Source organism: Achromobacter sp. SIMBA_011, assembly GCF_046535435.1.
GTDB lineage: Bacteria > Pseudomonadota > Gammaproteobacteria > Burkholderiales > Burkholderiaceae_B > Achromobacter > Achromobacter dolens.
In genome coordinates, this window is sequence record NZ_JAWRWN010000004.1 from 128866 (window position 1) to 146061 (window position 17196).

Below are 17196 nucleotides of genomic sequence, written 5' to 3' on the forward strand. Positions count from 1 at the left end.
GGAGTCTGTAATGCCCTTGATGCTCAAACTTCTGCTGGCCGTCCAAGTGATCTCGGCGCTGGCTATCATCGTGCTGGTCCTGCTGCAGCAGGGCAAAGGCGCCGACATGGGGTCCGCGTTCGGCAGCGGCTCGTCGGGCAGCCTGTTCGGCGCCACCGGCGCGGCCAACTTCCTGTCGCGCGCCACCAAGTGGGCCGCGGTGGTCTTCTTCGCCTCCACGGCCGGCCTGGCCTATGTCAGCCACAAGGGCACCAGCGGCCCCGCCGTCGACTCCGGCGTGATGCAGAACTTCCCGGCCGACCGTTCCGTGCCGCAGGTGCCGGGCGCCGCGCCGGCCCAACCGGGCGCGGGTGCCTCGTCGGTGCCCGGCGCTTCGTCCGTCCCCGGCGCCGCTTCGTCGGTGCCTGGCGCCGGTTCGGCTCCTGCCCCGGCCCCGGCTGCCAAGCCGGACGCTTCGGTGCCGTCGGCGCCGGCCGCCGCGGGCGACAAGCCGGCCGAGACGCCTGCCAAGTAAGCGTCCCGCCCCAATGAGAAAGGCCGGCTATCGCCGGCCTTTTTTCATGGCGTTCCGTCTTGGAACGCTGGTCTTGCGCGGAAGGCGTTCAGGCGCCCGGCAGCATGTGGCGCGCCGAGACGGCGAGGATGCGCTCGGCGGACTCGCGTAGCTGGCGCGCTTCGCGGTAGGCACGCAGGGACACGACGGCATCGTAGCGGCGCGCGCTGCGCGGGCCGGCGAGCAGCGTGGGACGGCGGGTCAGGATCGGGGATATCAGACGTTGCATGGTGGAGCCTTGTACGGGCCTGAGGCCCTGTTGTGTATGACTGGCATCGTAAGCCGGCCGGGCATGCGCGCCAACGAATTCCCTTTCATATGAATATCCGGGGGGAACTCCCCGGGAACGGCCCGGGTGTGCGCATGGCAACTCCAGTATTGCCTGTCCACATGACAGATCGATGCCAGGTGGGGCGCGACGCGTCAGGGCGGGTTGCCCGGTGGCGGCGAAGGCTTGAGCGATATGGCGCGACGGATTCACGCGAATCGCCAATTGCGTGATAGAATGTTCGACTTTCCAGGAAAGCACGACTTTTCTGGCAAAAGTTAGCCGACGTGGTGAAATTGGTAGACACGCTATCTTGAGGGGGTAGTGGCGAAAGCTGTGCGAGTTCGAGTCTCGCCGTCGGCACCAGGAATCAAGAAAAGCCCGCTGAAACGCAAGTTCCAGCGGGCTTTTTGCTTTTTGCTTTTGCAGCGCTTGTCGCCGTGCGCGCGGCTTTGGACGGGACGGTTTCCGTGCCCCTGTCAAACCTTTCATTTAGCTGTTATTAACCCGTCATCTTGGACAGCGATCATGCCGGCAGGCTGGGTCGCGGGTGAGCCAGTCGATAACAGCGACATTGACAGGAAAACTGATGAGTTCTTCGGACCAGGACGACATCCCGTCCAACCCCTCCAAGGCACCGCATTTCAACGAAGTGGTACGACGCGCCGTTTCGCGCCGCGGCTTTCTCAAGGCCGGCCTGGGCGCCAGCGCGGTCGGCTTCATGGGCGCGGGCCTGACGGCCTGTGGCGGCGATGACGACGATGATTCGTCCAGTGGCAATCCTGGCTCCAACCCGGGCGGCGAGACGCCCGCCAAGCCGGTCGAGCTCAATTTCAAGGCGGTGCCCATCAGCACCGCCGATACCGTGGTGGTGCCCGAGGGCTACCAGTTCGCCGTGATCAGCCGCTGGGGCGATCCGCTCTTTGCGGGCGCGCCGGCGTTCAAGGCCGACGCCAGCAATGGCGGCGACGACCAGGCCCGCCAACTGGGCTACAACCACGACGGCCTGCACTTCTTCCCGATCGACGGCAGCGATAGCGTCAACGGCAGCAGCGTGGAAGGCCTGATGGTCACCAACCACGAATACACCACGCCGGAATACTTCTATCCCGTCGGCGTGCAGCCCGGCAACGCGCAGTGGAACCTGGACTGGGTGCGCAAGTCGCAGCACGCGCATGGCGTGTCGGTGCGTCACTTGCGGCTGGCCAATGGCAAGTGGGAAGCGGTGCTGGATTCGCCGTTCAACCGCAGCGTCAATGCCAACGTCGCCATGCAACTGGTGGGCCCGGCCGCGGGCAACCGCCTGGTGCGCACCAATGCCGATCCGACGGGCACGCGCTGCTTCGGCACCTTCGGCAATTGTGGCAACGGCTACACGCTGTGGAACACCTACCTGACGTGCGAAGAGAACTTCACCGACTACTTCGGTGTCGGCACGGCGGATCCGGCCACGGTGAACTACCCCGACGCCGAATACCGGGCGCACATGGAGCGCTACAAGGGTTCGGGCAAGACCTCCAGCAGCTCTTACCGTTGGGACCACTACGACAACCGCTTCAACTGGGCGATGGAGCCCAACGAATACAACCGTTGCGGCTGGGTGGTGGAGATCGATCCGTTCGATCCGAATTCCACGCCCAAGAAGCTGACCGCGCTGGGCCGCTTCAAGCACGAGAATGCGGCGATGACGCTGGCCGACGACAAGCGCGTGGTCGTCTACATGGGCGACGACCAGGTCAGCGAGTACATCTACAAGTTCGTGTCCGACGGCAAGTACGACCCGGCCCGCCCGGCGTTGAACCGTCTGTTGCTGGACAAGGGCACGCTGTACGTTGCGCGTTTCCTGGACGGCGCCGCGCAGGGTGACGCCATGGGCGTGGGCGAGTGGATCCCGCTCAAGCTCGACACGCCTGCGCAGGCCGGCGGCACGCTCGGCGCGCTGTTCAATCAGGACATGGGCGAGCTGCTGGTCAAGACGCGCCAGGCCGCCGACGCGGTGGGCGCGACGCCGATGGACCGGCCCGAATGGATCACGACCCACCCGACCACCCGCGAAGCCTATGTCACGCTGACCAACAACAGCTCGCGCGGCAGCGGCAGCGCGCGCTATCCGGGCGGCCCCAACCATCCGGGCGCCAATGACGCCAACCCCCGCACCGGCAACCAGTACGGCCAGATCGTGCGCTGGCGCGAGAAAAATGGCGACCCGGCGTCGCTGAGTTTCGAATGGGACATTTTCGTGCTGGCCGGCAACCCGACGCTGTATCCGCGCACCGATCTGCGCAGCGGCTCGGCCAACGTCACGGCCGACAACACCTTCAACAGCCCCGATGGCCTGGCTTTCGACAAGCGCGGCCTGCTGTGGATCGAGACGGACGGCAACTACTCCAACACCGGCGCCTACGCCGGCCAGGGCAACAACCAGATGCTGGTGGCCAACCCGGCCACCAAGGAGATCCGCCGCTTCATGACGGGCCCGGTCGGTTGTGAAGTGACCGGCCTGACCTGGACGCCCGACCAGAAGTACCTGTTCATCAACATCCAGCACCCGGGCGAAGGCCCGAGTGTGACGGATGCGCAGAACAATCCGCTGATGGCGTCCAAGTGGCCCGATGACGCCAGCGCCAGCCGGCCGCGCCCGGCCACGGTGGTGATCTGGAAGCAGGACGGCACCGCCGTCGGCACCTGAGGCCGCGAGCGCGTCCGCGGGGCTGTCCCGTGGCCGTCGGCATGCCTGATGACGTATCGGCCGGCGCCTTGTGCGCCGGCTTTTTTTTGCGCGGGCGTCGTGCGCGCCTATGGGCGCGGACGGTGCGCGGGCGCGGAACGCCGCTATCGCAGGTGGTGGCCGAAGACGATGGCCGCCACCACGAAGGTGATGGCGCCCGCCGCCGCCAGCCAGTTGGCTCGCCTGGCCGCCAGGGCGTCGCGCCGCGCCATGCCGATCAGCGCCGCGACCAGGGACCACAGCGCCGTGAACGCCAGCAGGGTCAGCGTGTAGACGAAGTTCGACAGATCGTACCCGCCGCCTCCGATGGAGGGATGGCCGGCGCTTCTCGGCCAGAGCAGGGCGACATGCCAGCCCACGATCACGACGAACACGGCAAGCCAGATCTGGAATCGTCGGTCTTTCAGCATCGATGGGATCTCCGGGTTGGCAGGCGCCTAGTCTGACACCGATGCGCCAGCGCCGAAACCTGCCGGCTTGCGGGCACGGGGCGCCACCGCCACCACCTTGCATGCGAGCCGCAGGTCCCTGCGGGCGGCGTTCACGCCATGGACAAGGGTGTTTATTTGCAACAATAGTTATATATAATTAACTATTAATATTTAATAGTTTTTATAAATCAATCAAATAGGCATTTCCGGTCCCGCCGGCTGCCGCAGGAGCTTTCATGCAGGACTCCCATTCCCCCTCACGCACCCTGCGCAGCACGGGCGGCCTGATCATGCTCGGATTCACCGTGGTTCTCTGCCTGATGGTGTTGCTGACCGTGGTCGGCATCACCCAGGTGAACCGGATGAATGGCGCGCTGACCGCCATCAACGACGTCCATGGCGTCAAGCAGCGCTACGCCATTACCTTCCGCGGCAGCGTCCATGACCGTTCGATCGCGCTGCGCGATGCGGTGTTGGCCAATCCCGCCGAGCTGCATGCATTGGTGGCCGACATCGAGCGCCTGAAGCGCCAATATGACGAGGCGGCCGTGCCGATGGATGCCCTGTTCGTGCAGGGCGCCGATGTGTCAGACCAGGAACGCGAGACCCTGGCCGGCATCAAGGACGTCGAGACGCGCACGCTGCCCGTGGTGCAGCGCCTGCTGACGGCGCTGGAGCGGGGCGATACCGCCCAGGCGCGGCCCTTGCTGGACCAGGCGCGGCCGCTGTTCGTGCAGTGGCTTGCGGCCATCAACCGCATGATCGACCTGGAAGAGCGCCTGATGAAGGATCAGAGCGACATGGCGCGCCGCGTGGGGATCGACTTCCAGCAACTGATGCTGGCCCTGACCGGCGCCGCCATCCTGCTGGGCGCGGGCCTGGCCTGGCTGATCGCCCGCCGCATCACCCGCGCTTTGGGCGCGGAACCGGCCGCGCTCAAGCGCATCGCGCAGTCCGTCAGCGCCGGCGACCTGGCCAGCCCGATCGCGGTCAAACCGGGTGACGAGAGCAGCATCCTGGCGACGCTGGCGGGCATGCAGCGCAACCTGGCCTCGGTGGTCGGCGGCGTGCGCCAGCATGCCGACGCGGTGTCGGTGGTGAGCGTACAACTTGCCGAGGGCAATGCCGACCTGTCGACCCGCACCAGCGACGAGGCCCGCGCCCTGCGCCAGACCGCAGACTCGATGGAAGAGCTGACCGGCGCGGTCAAGCGCAATGCGCACGACGCGCAGGAAGCCGGCGTCATGGCGGGGCAGGCAATGGATGCCGCGCGGCAAGGCAGCCAGACTATGCATGCCGTCGTCGACACGATGGAGCATCTTTCCAGGGCATCGGCGCAGATTTCCGAGATCACGTCGGTGATCGAGGGCATCGCGTTCCAGACCAACATCCTGGCGTTGAACGCCGCGGTCGAGGCCGCGCGCGCGGGCGAGCAGGGCAAGGGCTTTGCCGTGGTCGCCAGCGAAGTGCGCTCGCTGGCGCAGCGCTCGGCCACCGCGGCCAAGGAAATCAACACGCTGATCAGCCAGTCGGCCGAAACCGTGCGCCAGGGCGTCGAGCGAGTCGGCGCCGCCGGGGAAACCATGGATCTGATCCTGGACTCGATCACCCAGACCACCGCGACCATGCACGGCATCGTGCAGGCCTCGGTCGAGCAGACCGGCCGCATCGAGCACGTGGCGCGGGTGATCGCGCAGTTGGATGAGGACACGCAAAAGAATGCGCAGCGCGTCGAGGAAGCCTCTGCCGGCGCCGAAGCGTTGCGCGAGCAGGCCGCCGACCTGCGGCAGGCGGTCTCGGCGTTCCGCGTGGGGGGAGCGAGCGCCACGGCCGGTGCCCGTATCGCGTCAGCGGGCAACGGACGGCTATTGCCGGTGTGATCGCATCGCCGCCGCCAGCGGGCGGCCCAGGCGGTCGACGCCAGCGCCATCCTCCCCCTCGAGGGCCATTCGCCACAAAACTGGAACAGTTTGTTCCGGGGAAAAGCGCCTTTTTGTGGCCCGGAAAGGTGGCCGCTCGCGGCCTCGGCCGTTAGAATTTGCTCACTCCTCACCCTCTATCTACCAGTCGAAAGGCATATCCTCATGAGCAACGCATATATCGACGCACTGAAGAAGCGCCGCACGCAGTATTCGCTGGGCCGTAACCTGTCCGCCTCGAAAGAGGAACTGGCGACCCTGATCCAGGAAGCGATCAAGCACAGCCCCTCGTCGTTCAATTCGCAGAGCTCGCGCGCCGTGATCCTGTTTGGCGCCGAAAGCGACAAGCTGTGGAACCTGGCCATCGAGGAAGTGCGCAAGGTCGCTCCGGCCGAAGGCTTCGACAAGACCGAAGCCAAGCTCAAGAGCTTTGCCGCTGGCGTGGGCACCGTGCTGTTCTTCGAAGACCAGGACGTGGTGCGTAGCCTGCAAGAGAAATTCGCGCTGTACGCCGACAACTTCCCGGTGTGGTCGGAACAGGCGGGCGGCATGGCCCAGTTGTCGGTCTGGACCGCGCTGGCCAACGCTGGCGTGGGCGCCAGCCTGCAACACTACAATCCCCTGATCGACGCCGCCGTGGCGCGCGAGTGGAACGTCCCGGCAAGCTGGAAGCTGCGCGCGCAGATGCCGTTCGGCTCGAACGAAAACGGCTTCGGCGAAAAGGGCTTCATGGACGACGCCGAGCGTTTCCGCGTGATCGGCTGATCCGGCGGGCGCCTGGCGCGCCCGGCTTCGGACCGCAAGACCCGCACATCCCGTTCACGGGGTCTGCGGGTTTTTTCATGCAATGCGTGCGCCCGGCATGGGTCGGGAAAACCCGCGGGCCCTGCGGACACGCCAGCGGCCTGGGGCCTGCCGGGGCTGCGGACAGGCATAATCCGAGGTTTTGTCCGTATCCAGAAAGGCCCTGCCGTGACCGACGCCGTACCCATCAGCCAAGCCGACTACGACCTGCCGCTCGAGACGCTGGAGGCCCATCTGCTGGCGCAGCGCCAGCGCGCCGCCGACGTGGTCAACGCGGCCACGCGCACGTGGACCTGGATCCGCCATGGGTCGTTTCTCGCGTCCATCGTCATCGTCGGCATCGAGAAGCTGACCACCGGCAAGGTGGGCGCCCATACCGCCGTGTTTGCCAGCGTGATGCTGTTGATGGCGCTGAGCTTCATCGCCGCCGCCAAGACGCGCCGCATCATCAAGGGCCTGGGCAACGGCCAGCCCACGCCCAAGTGGGTGCTCAAGCGCATGATCCGCAAGACCATCTTCAAGGGCGCCGCCAGCCTGAAGGGATCGGCGCGTTTTTATGCGGACCGCTTCGTGCTGGATCAGAATGGCAGCCATTTCGAGTCCGCCTACGAGAACGACAAGATCGAATTGATCGCGCTGACGCCGGATTATCTGCAGATCATTCCGGTGCAGCGCCAGGACGTGCCGGACGAGGTGTATTTCATTCCGCTGGCGCAGGTCAGCCAGCCCGAGGAATTGCTGAAGTTCCTGGGCGGCAAACCGAATTACGTGGATGCGGCCTGAGGGCCGGCGCGGGTCTACTCGTAGGCCCGCTTCTGCGTTGACCACTTGAACGTGCGCTTCCACTTGCCGCCCTGCTGGCGCAACTGGATGTCGAAGTAGCCACCCGTCTTGCCCGGCAGCAGCACCAGCGCGTTGCTGGCGTCGGATTCGTCGTGTTCGCGCGTGCCGTCCGGGTTCCAGTCGCCGGCGATGCTCTTGACGAACGACATGGGCTGGGCGAACACCACTTCCAGGGCCGCGCCCTCGATGCGGAACAGGTACAGCGCCTCGAAGTCGGCGCCGCCGCCAGCGTAGCCTTCGCTCCAGCCGGCGCGCAGGCCGAAGGCGGTGGCGTCGGGGGAGATCCGGTAGGGCGCCAGGTCGAAGCGCTTCCAGCTTTCAGGCGTGGACAGCATCGGCGCGCCGGCATCCTGCATCGCCAGGTCCATGGGCGGGTCGATGTCGGTGTCGCTCCAGTCCGTCGGCGTCGTCACCGGCGCCTCGGTGCGGGCCACCAGCCGGGGCGCCGCGCCGGGCGCCGATTCGAATACCCCGACCCACACTTCATTCTTGTCCTGGTCGCGCGACAGGTTGGCGCAATCGCCGCCGCCGAACTGCTTGAGCCGTTCCGCGCGTTCGGCGCTGGCCGCCAGGCACACCAGCGCGACATAGGATCCGGGGCGCTGCGGCCAGGCCTTGGCGCCGGCCACGAGCAGGCGCTTGGGATTCTGGCCGGGCGCGAGCTCCTGCAGCAGGAACGCGTCGCTGAAGCCCGGCGGCAGTTGCGCGCCCAGGCCGTCGGGCCGGGGCGCGCCGCTCATCTGGCTGTCGTACATCTTGCGGGCGTCCTGCGTCTTGATGGCGCCGGGCACCTGGTCCAGGGATTGCACCCGGGTGTCGGCGCGCGCCATCGGGGCGTGCAGGGCAAGGGCCAGCGGGCAGAGCAGCAAAGCGGCGCGGATACGCATCGGCGTGGCCCGGCGGCGAGCCGGGCGGTAGTGGGGTTGCGCGATTATCGCTGAACGCCGCTGACACGCCGCCGTCGGCGTCAGTCTGTTTTCCAGCTCCCCCTTCTTGAAGATCGCGCGGCCCTCGGCGCAGGCGAGGTAATCGATGAAGGCCTGCGCCCGCGGGTTGGCAGGGGGGGGCGTGGCGCGCGGGCGGCGCAGCTTCCGCCTGCTGTGAACGTTGGGGGCGGCCGCGAATATTCCCTCGATTCGGTCTATAGTCCCTGCCCAATGGCGATGAACCGAGCAGAGAGCGATCGATGGACAAGCGACTAGAGCTGGAACCCGCGGCGATTCAGGAAGGCGCGGCGCATGCCACCGGGCCGGCCGGCCCGGCCCCGGGCACGCCAGACGCGGTCGCGATCGAGATCGAGGCCGATCCGACGCTGGGCTACGCGTCGATCCAGAACGCGGTGCCGGTCCTGCGCTCGCTGCGACTGATCAACCGCTCGCAGGAGACGTTCGAGGACGTCGAGGTCCACATCCGTTGCAATCCGGCCTTCGCGCAGCCCGTGCGGCTGCGCTTCGACGCGCTGGTGCCGGGCGAAATCCGCCGCATTGCGCCGCTGGACCTGGCGCCCGACCATGCCTACCTGGCCGAGCTGCAGGAGGCGCAGCGCGCCGCCATCGAGGTGACGGCGCTGGCCGATGGGCGCGAAGTGGGCCGCGCCGCGCAGCCCGTGGCGGTGCTGGCCTATGACCAGTGGGCCGGCACCCGCGCGCTGCCGGAATTGCTGGCCGCGTTTTCCATGCCCAACAACCCGGCCGTGGACGGGCTCATCGGCAAGGCCGCCCGGCTGCTGCGCGAGCAGCACAACGACCTGACCATGAACGGCTACCAGTCCAAGAGCCGAGACGTGGTCTGGAAGCAGGTGTCGGCCATCTACAGCACGCTGGCGGCCGAATCGCTGCATTACGCCGAGCCGCCCGCGTCGTTCGGCGTCGACGGCCAGAAGATCCGCACGCCCGACCGCATCCTGGAGGCCCGCGTGGCCACCTGCCTGGATCTGGCCCTGCTTTTCTCGTCCTGCCTGGAGCAGGCCGGGCTGCGCCCCGTGATCCTGATGAAGGAAGGCCACGCCTGGGTGGGCGTGTGGCTGCATCCGGCCTGCTTCGCCGATCCGCTGACCGACGACGTGCAGGCCGTGCGCAAACGCGTGGACAGCGGCGAATTCCTGGCGTTCGAAACCACGGGCATCGCCCAGCATCCGAATTTCCGGCCGTCGCTGCGGCTGGCGTTGGAACAGGGCGCGGCCCACCTGCGTGAAGACGAGGCTTTCCGCTATGCCATCGACGTGCATCGCGCACGCGAATTGCAGATCAAGCCGCTGCCGTCGCGCGCCGGCGCCACGGCGCCGGAGGGGGGCGACGCCACCGAGGCGCCCGCAGCGATCGAGCCGACGCCCGACCTGCCGCCGCTGGACCCGGAATTCGTCATCAGCCTGGAGCCGGCCGACGACAGCCCCGAAGGCCGCCTGGCCAAATGGAAGTCGCGCCTGCTGGACCTGACGCTGCGCAACCGGCTGCTGAATTTCAAGAACACCAAGTCGACGCTGCCGCTGGTGGCGCCCGACCTGGCCCGCCTGGAAGACGCCATTGCCGATGGCAGCGAGTTCCGCATCCGTCCGTTGCCGGCGGCCTTGATGGAGGGCGGCGATCCGCGCGTGGCGCAGGTGCATGTCGACCGTGGCGGCCGCGCACCGCTGGACGACATGGCGCTGGAGGCCCTGGGCAACCAGGAGCTGATCGCGCGCGTGCCGCAGGAGGCGCTGGATGCCAACCTGCTGACCCTCTTCGGCGCCGCGCGCACCGGGCTGGAGGAGGGGGGCGCCAATACGCTGTACCTGGCGATGGGCATGTTGCGCTGGACCGAGCATCCCGCCGCCGAGAGCGCCCACCTGGCGCCGCTGATCCTGATGCCGGTGTCGCTGCAGCGCCAGTCGGTGCGCAGCGGTTTCCGGCTGGCGCGCCACGATGACGAGACCATCATCAACCCCACGTTGTTGCAGATGCTGCGCAACAACTACGAGCTGCGCATCCCCGGCCTGGACGTGCTGCCGACCGACGACAAGGGCGTGGATGTGGCGCGAGTGCTGCAGGCGTTCCGACTGGCGGTGCGCGAGATCGCCGGTTGGGAAGTGCTGGAGCAGGTGCATCTGGGGATCTTCTCGTTCACCAAGTACCTGATGTGGAAGGACTTGCAGGATCGCAGCGGCCAGCTCAAGGCCAACCGCGTGGTGCGGCACCTGATCGACCATCCCGGCCAGGCCTTTGCGCAGGAGCCCTGGGATCCGCGTTTCGAGCGCCTGGACGACAGCTACCGGCCGCAGGACCTGTTGACGCCGCTGCTGTCGGATTCCTCGCAATTGAAGGCGATCTGCGCGGTGGACGCCGGCCGCGACCTGGTGCTGGAAGGCCCGCCCGGCACCGGCAAGAGCCAGACCATCACCAACCTGATCGCGCACCTGCTGGCGCGCGGCAAGACCGTGCTGTTCGTGTCGGAGAAAATGGCGGCGCTGGAGGTGGTGCACCGGCGCCTGGCCAACATCGGGCTGGCGCCGTTCTGCCTGGAGCTGCATTCGTCCAAGGCGCGCAAATCCGAAGTGCTGCAGCAGCTTGGCCGGGCGCTGGAACTGGGCGGCCAGCGCACCAGCGAGGAGTGGAACCGCGAGGCCGAACGCCTGGGCGTGCTGCGCCAGGAGCTGAACGGGCTGGTCGAAGCGCTGCACCAGCGTCATGCCAATGGCCTGACGGTCTATGACGCCATCGGCACCTGCATCCAGCACGCTGGCCGGGAGGCGTCGCCGATGTACTGGCCCGATGCCCAGGCGCACGACGAGAAGGACCTGGAGCGGCTGCGCGAGGCGGCGCGGCGCATGTCGACGTTGTCCGGGGAGCTGGGGGCGCTGCACGGCCACGCGCTGGCGCACATCGGCATGACCGAGTGGAGCCCGAGCTGGCAGGACGCGCTGCTGGCGGCGGCTCAGGCGCTGGACGAGGCGGTGGACGCGTTCAAGACCTGCGTGGAGGCCGCTGGCGAGGAACTGGGCGTGCCGGCCGCGGGCTTGAGCCTGGACGCCTACGCGCGCCTGGACACGCTGATCGACGTCCTGCTGGCCGCGCCGCAGGTGCCCGCCGGCCTGGCCGCGCAGGCGCATGACCCGGCCGCGCGCCTGCGGGTGCAGGCCCTGGCCCGCCATGGCCTGGCGCGCAATGCGCATTGGGCCGAGGTCGGCGCGCAATGGCAGGCGCGCCTGGCGGACCTGGACGCGGCGGCGCTGCGGGCGCAATGGCAGGCCGCCTGCGCCGCCTGGTGGCCCAAGTCGGTCTTCGCCAGGCGTGGGGTGTGCAAACGCCTGGCGGCGCTGCGCGTCGATGCGCGCCGTCCGGACGACGCCGCCATTGCCGCGATGCTGGAACCGCTGGCGCGGGTCAACGCCGAGGACCGCGAACTGGCGGCGCTCAAGGCCGATGCCGAGCGCCTGTTGCAGAATGACTATGCCGGCCTGGACACGGATTGGGAGCAGGTCGGGCGCCACGAGCAGTGGGCCGAACGTTTCGCCGAGGCGGTCACGCTGATGGCCGGCGACCCGGCCACGGCGTCCGCGCTGCGCACGCGCCTGCAGCCGCTGGTGGGCGAGAACCGCGCCTTGCTGCAGCCGGGCGCCGCGCTCGGCCAGCGCCTGCTCGACGCCCGCAACGCGTGGCGCGGGCTGCGCGATCAACTGGCCGTGGTGGAGGCGCTGGCGCATCCCGCCGCGCCGTTGGCAGGCCTGCCGCAGGACAGCGGCGCGCTCGAACGCCTCCAGGGCGTGCTGGCCGGATGGCGGCTCAACAGACAGAGCCTGATGCCGTGGTGCGTCTGGCGCCAGGCGCGCGAACAGGCGGTTGGCATGCAGTTGCAGGGGCTTGTGGCCACGCTGGAGGCGGGGCGCGTGCCGCTGGCCGGGGTCGAGGCGCATTTCGAATTCAGTTATCGCAACTGGTGGGTCAAGAAGGTCATTGACCGGTCGTCGTTGCTGCGTTCGTTCTCCAGCGCCGACCACGATCGCAAGATCCGCGAGTTCCGCCTGGCCGACGACCGCTTCCAGCAGCTCACCTCGGCCTATATCGCGGCATTGCTGGCCGGCAAGGTGCCTGCCAACAATGCCGTCCTGGTCAGTCCCGACAGTGAGCTGGGCCTGTTGCGCCGCGAACTGCAGAAGAAGACGCGCCACGTGCCGGTGCGCCAGCTCATGCAGCGCCTGCCTTCGCTGCTGCCGCGCCTCAAGCCCTGCCTGTTGATGTCGCCGCTGTCCGTCGCGCAATACCTCGATGCCGGCCACTCGCAGTTCGACGTGGTGGTGTTCGACGAGGCCTCGCAGATTCCGGTGTGGGATTCGATCGGCGCCATCGCGCGCGGCCAGCAACTGGTGGTGGTGGGCGATACCAAGCAGTTGCCGCCCACCAGTTTCTTCAGCAAGTCCGCCAACGATGACGACGGCGCCGGCGACGATGGCCAGGTGGAAGACCTGGAGAGCATCCTGGACGAATGCCTGGGCGCCGACATGAACCGCCTGCGGCTGCAGTGGCATTACCGCAGTCGCCACGAAAGCCTTATCACGTTCAGCAACGTGACCTACTACGATTCGCAGTTGATCACCTTCCCGTCGCCGGTCACCGACGACGTGGCGGTGCGGCTGGAACGCGTGGCCGGCGTCTACGACCGCGGCGGCAGCCGCAGCAACCGCGCCGAGGCCGAGGCCATCGTCCAGGGCATCGAGCAGCATTACCTGGATCCGGCGCGCCGACGCCAGAGCCTGGGCGTGGTGACGTTCAACCAGCCGCAGCAGTCGCTCATCGAAACCCTGCTGGACGCGCGCCGGCGCGCCAATGCCGCCCTGGACAAGGCGATTTCGGCGCAGGCGCGCGAGCCGCTGTTTATCAAGAACCTTGAGAACGTGCAGGGCGACGAACGCGACGTGATCTATTTCTCGATCACTTATGGTCCGGACGCGGCCGGCAAGATGACGATGAACTTCGGCCCGCTCAATGGCGAAGGCGGCCATCGCCGCCTGAACGTGGCGATCTCGCGGGCCCGCGAAGGCGTGGTGATCTACAGCACGCTGCTGCCGCAGCAGATCGACCTGTCGCGCGTGCGCGCCGCCGGCGTGCGCGACCTGAAGCATTACCTGGAGTTTGCGTTGAAGGGGCCGCGCGCGCTGGTGGAACAGTCGCTGCCCACCGGCCGCGAACCCGACAGCCCCTTCGAGACCCAGGTCATCAAGGTGCTGCGCGAGCGCGGCTGGGTGGTGCATCCGCAGGTCGGCTGCTCGGGCTACCGCATCGACATGGGCGTGGTCGATCCGCGCGCGCCTGGCCGCTACCTGCTGGGCATCGAGTGCGATGGCCGCGCCTACCACGCCGGCGCCACCGCGCGCGACCGCGACCGGCTGCGGCAAGTGGTGCTGGAAGGCCTGGGGTGGCGCCTGCACCGGATCTGGTCGACCGACTGGTGGATCAATCCCGAACGCGAAGTGGAAAAGCTGCTGGCGCGCCTGGAGGCGGAACTGGCGCGCGAGGAGGAGGAGGCCGCGCCGGAACCGGAAGTCGCGCCCGAGGCGCCGGACGCCGCGGACGACGACGTGGCATTCAGCATCACCACCGAGGGCGAGGCGCAGCCGCGCCAGGCCGATCCGGCAGGCGCGCCGGCGAGTGGCATAGAGACCTACGCGGTGGCCGCGCTGCCAGCGGGCGATGCGCAGGCGTTCTACGTCCAGGCCAGCAACGCGCGGCTGAGCGCCGAATTGCGCCAGGTGATCGAGACCGAAGGCCCCTTGCCGGAAAGCGTGCTGCATCGCCGGGTGGCGCGGGCCTGGGGCCTGGAGCGCACCGGCACGCGCATCGTCGAGCGCCTGCGGCAACTGACGCCGGCAGACAGCGGCCGCACGCAAGAAGGCGAGGTCACGTTCCTCTGGCCCGCGGGCACGCGGGCGGCGGACTGGGCGGGCTTTCGCGGCGCCGGCGACGATGAGGCCTCGCGCCGCCGCGTCGACGACGTCTGCCTGGAGGAACTGGCCAACGGCGTGCTGCGGGTGCTGGCCATGACCGGCAACGCCCCGCGCGCGGATGTGATCAAGTCGGTCTGCCGCCTGCTGGGCCAGTCGCGCACCCCGGCGGACGCCGAGGCGCGGTTGGGCCTGGCGCTGGCGGCGCTGCTGGCGCAAGGCCGGGTGCGCGAGGAGGCGGGGATGCTGCGGGTGGATTGAGGCGCCGCGGCGCGCCGCGGGCAAGAAAGAACGCCGCAAAACTCCGCATCACTGCGTGCAATGTTGCGGTTTGCGCGACGCGTAAGTGTCAGTCTGTAATCACACGGCGGGACGCGAGCGGCCCGCGCCGCGCCATTCGTGGCGCCGCCGCAGGGGCGGCGCGGGGCGGACGCAGCTTTTGGTGTCAGCTTGTGTTCAATCGGACGGCAAGATTTTGATACGACCGTGGGCAGGACCCGCCCATTTCGTCCATGGCGCGGACGTAGAATCGCGGTTTTCATCAGTGCCACACGGCTGATAGGAACAAACCATGAAGAAAACGATTCTCCTGGCGTCGGTCTGCGCCGCCTTGCTGCAGGCTTGCGCACCGGTTTCCCACACTGGCGAAGGATCTTCCACCATGTCCACCTCTTCCTCGACGCCCGCCGCCAACGCATTGAGCCTGCCGGCCTACCACTGGCGCCTGGCGTCCGCCACCGATGCCTCGGGCAAGACCATCCCCGCCTTGCAGAAGGGTATCGAACAACCGCTGCGCCTGTCGTTCTCGGCCGATGGCATGAACATCCGCGGCGGCTGCAACACGCAGTTCGGCGGCTACACGTATAAGGACGGCGTGCTGCATGTCGCCAACCTCGCTTCGACGATGAAGGCGTGCGAACCCGGCCTGATGAAACTGGATGCCGAGATCGGCCAGCGCCTGAAGGGCGACCTGCGCGCCACGCTCAGCGGCGAGTCCACCGAACCGGCCCTGGAGCTGGTGGCGCAGGACGGCAGTGTGCTGAAGTTCGTCGGCGAGCCGACGCCGGAAACCCTGTACGGCAGCGCCGGCGAGATCATGTTCCTGGAAGTGGCGCCCAAGCGCGCCGATTGCAACCATCCCATGATCCCGCGCTACCAGTGCCTGATGGTGCGCGAGCGCCGCTACAACGAGGCCGGTGTGCAGCAGCCGCCGCAGGAAGACTGGCATCCGCTGTACCAGTCGATCGAAGGCTACGACCACCGCGACGGCGTGCGCACCGTGCTGCGTGTCAAGCGCTACGACTGGAAGAACCCGCCGGCCGACGCGCCCTCGAAGGTGTACGTGCTGGACATGGTGGTCGAGCAGGACGCCTCGGGCAAGAAGAAGTAAACGCCGGCCGCGCGGGCCACCTGGTACGAAGAAAAATCCTCGTCCTACAATGGCCCCGCCAATCTCCGGACCACCACCCCGTCGGAGCGCGGTTCTCCCAATGCGCTGCTACCGCCGCAGACCCGCAAGAACTACGAGTCGAGCCTGAGGGGTAAGGCAGACAGGTGACGGCGTTGATCGATATCGACAACCTCACCGACAAGCGCTACTACAGCGGGCTGGGTGGGTACAACAGGTAACTATGGGATGCGGCGCAATGTGTGGCGGAAGGTGAGCTACAGGTTCTCGACCAATCCTCCAGCCAGCAACTACGCGCCTATGAAATCAGACCAAATGCGATATGGCATCTGATATGCCCGTGCCATGATTTCGAACTGTCGAGGGGGCTCATGCCGCTCCATGTTGCCCGCCGCGCGCCGAGCAATGTGTGTGCGGCCCGCGGTCCCGGGTAGGTCGCAGTTTGTACGGGGAATTCATGTCGAAGAAGTTATCGGTGGCCTTTTTCTGTTGTGTATGTATGGCCGGTGCAACGGCGGCGGCTGCCGCTCCGCCGCCGGAACGCACGATTACCGAATACGTCTATAACGGACTGGTATTCTCGTTTTCGGCACTGCCGGAGCCAGCCAATTCGGCTACGTACGGCAAAGGCCGGATTGTAGTGAAGGACCGCCAGGGTGCACCAAGGCTGATGAGTCTTGTGGCGCAAAGCCCTGGCTGTACAGGGAATTTTCCCGCAATCAGCGCGATGGAGATGCCTTATGCCTCCTCGCCAATCGAGTCGGTCAGGGTGGAGACGTTCATCCTGTTCTGCGGCAGCGACAACGGTAGCCACAATACATTGCGTTTCCTCGATCGTCAGGGGAGTCTCCAGGGCAGCCTGGATTTTTTCGATGGCCCGGTCGATTTACGGCCTGCTCCCGACGGACTCAGGGCTGTAGTTACCGAGCAGAAAGTGATTCCCGATGTCCCTGGCGTCGTCTATTTCCCCGTCATATATCAATTGACCGCAAGGGGCGGCGCTAATCTTGCGATCACGCGCGATGTCTCCGAGAGGGCCAAGCAGATCTACGCTGCGCTCTTGCACGAGAAACCTTATGCAAACGGCAATGCCCCGGGCTCGGTCGTATCTGCGATCACCCTGCATTTGCTTGGTGACCAGGACGGCTTCTGTCGTGAATTGGCGATGATTCCCTCGGGAGTCCGCTGGAAAAACCTGTCGGGGGCGTTAGGCCGTGCTGCGCTCCAATGCACTCCCCCTGTGAAGTGAGACCCGGACGGCGCCCAGGGGGGCGCTTCAGTGCCAAGGTACGGAGGGCGAGCCGGAGCTGCACGAGGTGATTGAACGCC

11 protein-coding genes and 1 tRNA gene are annotated in these 17196 nt (G+C 67.2%); 9 read left to right on the top strand and 3 right to left on the bottom strand.

From position 1 onward, the window contains the following. The first annotated feature begins 10 nt into the window (after positions 1-10). A complete protein-coding gene (gene secG, locus SB816_RS16400) occupies positions 11-514 on the top strand; it encodes a preprotein translocase subunit SecG (RefSeq protein WP_054440273.1) in 504 nt (167 codons plus the stop codon). A gap of 88 nt (positions 515-602) precedes the next feature. Here the strand turns inward: secG and SB816_RS16405 are convergent, their stop codons facing one another. Further along, positions 603-782: a hypothetical protein gene (locus SB816_RS16405; protein WP_054501660.1), complete on the bottom strand. Its 180-nt coding sequence runs from the start codon at positions 780-782 to the stop codon at positions 603-605. A gap of 320 nt (positions 783-1102) precedes the next feature. Between SB816_RS16405 and SB816_RS16410 the strand changes: the two genes are divergently transcribed. Both SB816_RS16410 and SB816_RS16415 read left to right on the top strand, forming a co-directional pair. Further along, positions 1103-1187: transfer RNA gene (locus SB816_RS16410), tRNA-Leu, on the top strand. 223 nt (positions 1188-1410) lie between these two features. Next, positions 1411-3510, top strand: coding sequence for a PhoX family protein (locus SB816_RS16415; protein ID WP_116793635.1), 2100 nt, complete (start codon positions 1411-1413; stop codon positions 3508-3510). Positions 3511-3653: 143 nt separating this feature from the next. On the opposite strand, the gene SB816_RS16420 is transcribed toward SB816_RS16415, so the two are convergent. After that, the gene (locus SB816_RS16420; protein ID WP_054501658.1) at positions 3654-3959 is read right to left on the bottom strand and encodes a hypothetical protein; all 306 of its coding nucleotides are present in this window, start codon (positions 3957-3959) and stop codon (positions 3654-3656) included. A 257-nt stretch (positions 3960-4216) separates the two neighbouring features. Between SB816_RS16420 and SB816_RS16425 the strand changes: the two genes are divergently transcribed. The 3 genes from SB816_RS16425 to SB816_RS16435 all read left to right on the top strand — a co-directional run bounded on the left by SB816_RS16425 (position 4217) and on the right by SB816_RS16435 (position 7486). Further along, positions 4217-5860: a methyl-accepting chemotaxis protein gene (locus SB816_RS16425; RefSeq protein ID WP_064524612.1), complete on the top strand. Its 1644-nt coding sequence runs from the start codon at positions 4217-4219 to the stop codon at positions 5858-5860. Positions 5861-6064: 204 nt separating this feature from the next. Beyond that, positions 6065-6664 carry a nitroreductase family protein gene (locus SB816_RS16430; protein ID WP_064524610.1) on the top strand — a complete coding sequence of 200 codons (600 nt, stop codon included), beginning with the start codon at positions 6065-6067 and terminating at the stop codon, positions 6662-6664. A gap of 207 nt (positions 6665-6871) precedes the next feature. Beyond that, on the top strand, positions 6872-7486 hold the full coding sequence (locus SB816_RS16435; RefSeq protein ID WP_054417559.1) for a hypothetical protein: 615 nt from the start codon (positions 6872-6874) through the stop codon (positions 7484-7486). 14 nt (positions 7487-7500) lie between these two features. On the opposite strand, the gene SB816_RS16440 is transcribed toward SB816_RS16435, so the two are convergent. Continuing rightward, positions 7501-8433, bottom strand: a complete 933-nt coding sequence (locus SB816_RS16440; protein WP_175188597.1) for a hypothetical protein — start codon at positions 8431-8433, stop codon at positions 7501-7503. 299 nt (positions 8434-8732) lie between these two features. Between SB816_RS16440 and SB816_RS16445 the strand changes: the two genes are divergently transcribed. From SB816_RS16445 to SB816_RS16455, 3 genes are all read left to right on the top strand, one after another. Beyond that, positions 8733-14720 carry a DUF3320 domain-containing protein gene (locus SB816_RS16445; protein ID WP_410547289.1) on the top strand — a complete coding sequence of 1996 codons (5988 nt, stop codon included), beginning with the start codon at positions 8733-8735 and terminating at the stop codon, positions 14718-14720. A 400-nt stretch (positions 14721-15120) separates the two neighbouring features. Further along, the gene (locus SB816_RS16450; RefSeq protein ID WP_269873245.1) at positions 15121-15849 is read left to right on the top strand and encodes an META and DUF4377 domain-containing protein; all 729 of its coding nucleotides are present in this window, start codon (positions 15121-15123) and stop codon (positions 15847-15849) included. Between the two features lie 475 nt (positions 15850-16324). Further along, positions 16325-17116, top strand: a complete 792-nt coding sequence (locus SB816_RS16455; RefSeq protein WP_144655906.1) for a hypothetical protein — start codon at positions 16325-16327, stop codon at positions 17114-17116. The last annotated feature ends 80 nt before the right edge of the window (positions 17117-17196 follow it).

Excerpts from the sequence above, each read along its gene's own strand:
- secG (WP_054440273.1), top strand. The coding sequence starts at position 11 with ATGCCCTTGATGCTCAAACTTCTGCTGGCCGTCCAAGTGATCTCGGCG.
- SB816_RS16405 (WP_054501660.1), bottom strand. The coding sequence starts at position 782 with ATGCAACGTCTGATATCCCCGATCCTGACCCGCCGTCCCACGCTGCTC.
- SB816_RS16415 (WP_116793635.1), top strand. The coding sequence starts at position 1,411 with ATGAGTTCTTCGGACCAGGACGACATCCCGTCCAACCCCTCCAAGGCA.
- SB816_RS16420 (WP_054501658.1), bottom strand. The coding sequence starts at position 3,959 with ATGCTGAAAGACCGACGATTCCAGATCTGGCTTGCCGTGTTCGTCGTG.
- SB816_RS16425 (WP_064524612.1), top strand. The coding sequence starts at position 4,217 with ATGCAGGACTCCCATTCCCCCTCACGCACCCTGCGCAGCACGGGCGGC.
- SB816_RS16430 (WP_064524610.1), top strand. The coding sequence starts at position 6,065 with ATGAGCAACGCATATATCGACGCACTGAAGAAGCGCCGCACGCAGTAT.
- SB816_RS16440 (WP_175188597.1), bottom strand. The coding sequence starts at position 8,433 with ATGCGTATCCGCGCCGCTTTGCTGCTCTGCCCGCTGGCCCTTGCCCTG.
- SB816_RS16445 (WP_410547289.1), top strand. The coding sequence starts at position 8,733 with ATGGACAAGCGACTAGAGCTGGAACCCGCGGCGATTCAGGAAGGCGCG.
- SB816_RS16450 (WP_269873245.1), top strand. The coding sequence starts at position 15,121 with ATGTCCACCTCTTCCTCGACGCCCGCCGCCAACGCATTGAGCCTGCCG.
- SB816_RS16455 (WP_144655906.1), top strand. The coding sequence starts at position 16,325 with ATGTCGAAGAAGTTATCGGTGGCCTTTTTCTGTTGTGTATGTATGGCC.